Below are 3,981 nucleotides of genomic sequence, written 5' to 3' on the forward strand. Positions count from 1 at the left end.
CGGCGTCCCGGACGGCGACGGCGTCCCGGACGGCGACGTACCGCACCCGGTTCCCAGGCGCGACGAGGGCGGGCTTCGGTCGGTCGTGGTCCCACAGGGGGGCGTCGGAGCGCCCGATGATCTGCCAGCCACCCGGGGTCTGACGAGGGTAAACGGCGGAGAACTCCCCGGCCAGGCCCACCGCGCCGGCGGGGACGGCGGTGCGCGGCGTCTCCCGGCGCGGGACGGTCAGGGTGTCGTTCTCGCCGACGCAGTACGTGAAGCCGGGGGCGAAGCCGCCGAACGCGGCCGTCCAGGTCTGGCCGGTGTGGGCGTCCACGACGGCCTGCTCGCTGAGGCCGAGGAGGCGGGCGACGTCGCCCAGGTCGTCGCCGTCGTAGCAGACCTCGAGGGTGACGAGGTCGTCGTCGCGGGTGTCGGCCGCCGTCAGGTCCAGTCGGTCGATCAGCGCGCGGGCCGCGGCGGCGGCGTCCGGGGAGGCCGCCCGGACGAACACGGTGCGCGCGGCCGGGACGACGTCCACGAGCCCCCGCGGCCGGGCCGCCACGAGCGCGGCGTGAGTCGCCAGCACCTCGTCGAGCGAGCCCAACTGCACGAGGAACGCCGTGTCCCCGACCGGCCGCACCTCGCTCATGCGAAGCTCGCCACCTCGACGCCGGCGGCCACGAGCCGGCCGCGGACAGTCCGCGCGATGGCGACCGCCCCCGCCGTGTCGCCGTGGACGCAGATGCTCTCGGGCGCGAGGGGGACGATCGTCCCGTCGATCGCCTCGACGTGCCCGTCGGAGACCATCCGCAGCACCCGCTCGGCGATGACGCCCGGGTCGTGCAGCACGGCGCCGGGCTGGCGACGGGGGACCAGGGCGCCCTCGGGCGTGTAGGCGCGGTCGGCGAACGCCTCCACCACCGGACGCAGGCCGCGCGCCTGTGCCGCCCGCTGGATCTCCGAGCCCGGCAGGCAGAGCACGGGGAGGCCGGGGCGCACCTCGGCGAGGCCGGTCGCCACAGCGTCCGCCTGGGCCGCGTGGTGGACGATCGCGTTGTAGAGCCCGCCGTGCGGCTTGCAGTAGGCGACCTCCGCCCCGCAGGCGCGCGCGACCGCCTCGAGGGCACCCACCTGGTAGATCACGGCGTTGACAAGGTCGGACGGTGCGACGTCCATGAACACGCGCCCGAAGTTCGGCAGGTCGCGGTAGGAGACGTGGGCGCCGACCGCGACGCCGCCGTCGCGGGCGGCGGCGACCGTGGCGCGCATCACGGACGGGTCCCCGGCGTGGAAGCCGCACGCGACGGACGCCGACGTGACGATGCCCATCATGGTGGCGTCGTCGCCGAGGGGCCAGTTCGAGAAGGACTCGCCGGAGTCGGAGTTCAGGTCGATGCGCATCGCTCTCCTCCCAGTGCTGGGCTGACGATACCCGCGGAATATGGCGGCGGGATCACCGGCGTCTCGCCCGGACGCCCACCCCCGGCGAACACCTTCCCGCACGGGGCTGGAGCGCCGAAGCGGGCGGCGTCCGCCTTTTAGACTGGCGAGCAGACCCGGTACCGAAGGAGTTGCCATGTCGGACATTCAGACCAGATTCTCTCTCGCCGGCCAGAAGGCGGTGCTCACCGGCGCCTCGCGCGGTATCGGCGCCGCGATCGCCGAGGTGCTCGCGGAAGCGGGCGCCGAGCTCGTGCTCTCCGGACGCGACGAGGACGCCCTCGCCGAGACCCTCGCGGCCGTCGAATCGGCGGGCGGCCGCGGGCACGCGGTGTCCGCCGACCTCACGACCCCCGAGGGCGCGCGGGCGTTGGGACGCCGCGCGCTGGAGATCCTCGGCTCGGTCGACATCCTCGTCAACAACGCGGGCGTCGCGCACGTCGCCCCGTTCACCGAGCTCACCCAGGAGCAGTGGGACGCCACCCTCGCCGTGAACCTGACCGCGCCCTTCGCGCTGACGCAGGAGATCGTGCCGGGGATGGTCGCGCAGGGGCACGGCAAGATCATCAACATCGCGTCGCAGACGGGCGTCATCGCCGCGGACGACCACGCGGCGTACGCGGCGTCCAAGGGCGGGCTGGTGTCGCTGACGAAGGTGCTGGCCGGCGAGCTCGGACGTCACAACATCCAGGTGAACGCGGTGTGCCCCACGGTGATCCTGACGCCGATGGGCGAGACCGTCTGGGGGCCGCCGGAGAAGGGCGACCCGATGAAGGCCAAGATCCCGCTCGGCCGGTTCGGCCAGCCGGTGGAGGTCGCCGACCTCGTGCTGTACCTGGCCGCGCCGGCGTCCGACTTCATGACGGGCGCGACGGTCATGCTCGACGGCGGCTACACGGCGATGTGAGCAGGCGCCACCCGCGATCGAGGGGCAGGGGCGTCAGCCGGCGTCCTCTCGCGGCGTGAGCGCCGCGCGGACGGCGTCCGGCCAGGGTGCCGAGCGGTCGGTGCCCGCGGGCACGTGCGCGCAGATCACGCGCCCGGACGCCGCCCGCCGTCGCGGGACGTCGCCGAACGCCTCGCCCCACACCTCGAAGTGCCAGGTGAGGGATGTGCGTCCGACGCGCTCGAGCGTGATGGTCGTCGTGACCGGCTGCCGAAAGTACAGCTTGCCGGTGAAGTCGATCTCCTGCCGCACGCGCGGCGCGGTCGGGAAGTACGTGCCGGCCAGGCCGGCGGCGTCCAAGAGGGCGCGTTCGGCGTCCTCGAACAGCCGCATGATGAGCGAGTTGTGATGGTGCCCGGAGGCGTCCGTGTCGGGCCACTCCACCACACGCCGGACGGTCGCTGTGCTGGGATCGCTGCTCGTCATGCGCCCATCTTTCCCTGCGGACGCCCCGGGCGCGACCCCGCGCGGCGCAGGGTCGCGACGCCGAGGTCGTGACGTGGGGGCGCGCCCTCGGTCTGCGGTGCTCCGGTCGCCCCGACCGTGCGCGACTCTCGACGCGCCGCGCCCTCGACCGGTCGGGCGAACGTGCGCGTCCTAGTGTGGACCCGTGGGGCCAGCAGACCTGCCGCTCATGGAGCGGATCGCCGCGGCGGACGAGCTCACCGCCGGCGAGCGGGTCGTCGCGGGGTTCTTTGAGGACGCCTATCCCGCGGTCGCGCTCCTCAAGCTGACGGAGGTCTGCGCCGCGACCGGAGTCAGCACGGCCACGGTGACGCGCTTTGCTCGCAAACTCGGCTACGCGGACTTCCGCGCGCTGAGACGCGACCTCCAAGACGAAGTCCGTGCTCGTTTGGACGCCCCCGGCGATCGGCTTGCGCGGTTGGCGTCCGACCGGGCCCCCAGCCGTGCCGCTGGGGATGCCGGCGAGGCGGACGCCCACGCCGCGCCGCGTCCGCGCCCCTTGAGCGAGCGCTACGCGCTGACCGCCGTCGATCTTCGGGAGTCGGCGCGTTCCCTCGATCAGGACGCCTTCGCTCACGTGGTCGACCTCGTCGCGGACGATTCTCGACCGATCTACCTGGGCGCCGTGGCGTCCGGTCAGCCGCTGCTGAGCTACTTCGCGCTGCTGCTCAACTACCTCCGCGGCGGGGTCACCGAGCTGGAGGGCACCGACCGCTGGGCGCACGGCCTGGCCGGGCTCCCCGAGGACGCCGTGGTGTTGTGTGCCGCCTTCGACCGTTATCCCGTCGCCGTGCAGCGACTGCTCCGGTTCGCGCGGGGGCGAGGTGCGACGACCGTCCTCATCACGAACCGTCGCACCAGCCCCCTCGTCGCCGACGCCGACCACTGCCTGTTCGTCTCCAGCCATGCCGACCCGATGTTCCGCAGCCGCGTCGGGCTGCTCTTCGCGCTCGAGGCCCTGCTCGACGCCGTCGGCCGGCGACACCCCGACAGGACCGCCCGCGCCTCCGACATCGAGCAGTTCTTCGCCGTGACCGGGAGCTATCTGCCGCAGGGCGACCGAGGCACTCGCGGCTGACAAACGTCAGGGAACTGACATTTCTTGAACCGGATGAGCGAAGAGTGACAATCTGGTGCTCACGCAC

The 3,981-nt window shown here is 73.2% G+C and carries 5 protein-coding genes; 2 read left to right on the forward strand and 3 right to left on the reverse strand.

What is annotated here, in order from left to right; all coding sequences use genetic code 11:
• Both WMJ97_RS14585 and WMJ97_RS14590 read right to left on the reverse strand, forming a co-directional pair.
• Positions 1–634, reverse strand: a 634-nt coding sequence (locus WMJ97_RS14585) for an allophanate hydrolase subunit 1 (RefSeq protein ID WP_347349730.1), incomplete at its 3' end; no start/stop codon positions are given.
• A complete protein-coding gene (locus WMJ97_RS14590; protein WP_347349731.1) occupies positions 631–1,386 on the reverse strand; it encodes a 5-oxoprolinase subunit PxpA in 756 nt (251 codons plus the stop codon). The genes WMJ97_RS14585 and WMJ97_RS14590, both read right to left, overlap by 4 nt.
• Before the next feature lie 175 nt (positions 1,387–1,561).
• Here WMJ97_RS14590 and WMJ97_RS14595 point away from each other — a divergent pair, with 175 nt between their 5' ends.
• Positions 1,562–2,332: an SDR family NAD(P)-dependent oxidoreductase gene (locus tag WMJ97_RS14595; RefSeq protein WP_347349732.1), complete on the forward strand. Its 771-nt coding sequence runs from the start codon at positions 1,562–1,564 to the stop codon at positions 2,330–2,332.
• A gap of 33 nt (positions 2,333–2,365) precedes the next feature.
• Here the strand turns inward: WMJ97_RS14595 and WMJ97_RS14600 are convergent, their stop codons facing one another.
• On the reverse strand, positions 2,366–2,797 hold the full coding sequence (locus tag WMJ97_RS14600; RefSeq protein ID WP_347349733.1) for a thioesterase family protein: 432 nt from the start codon (positions 2,795–2,797) through the stop codon (positions 2,366–2,368).
• A 184-nt stretch (positions 2,798–2,981) separates the two neighbouring features.
• On the opposite strand from WMJ97_RS14600, the gene WMJ97_RS14605 reads away from it, so the two are divergent.
• On the forward strand, positions 2,982–3,914 hold the full coding sequence (locus WMJ97_RS14605; protein ID WP_347349734.1) for a MurR/RpiR family transcriptional regulator: 933 nt from the start codon (positions 2,982–2,984) through the stop codon (positions 3,912–3,914).
• The last annotated feature ends 67 nt before the right edge of the window (positions 3,915–3,981 follow it).

The sequence above is a fragment of the Nigerium sp. genome, assembly GCF_039811905.1.
Classification (GTDB): Bacteria; Actinomycetota; Actinomycetes; order Propionibacteriales; family Propionibacteriaceae; genus Propioniciclava.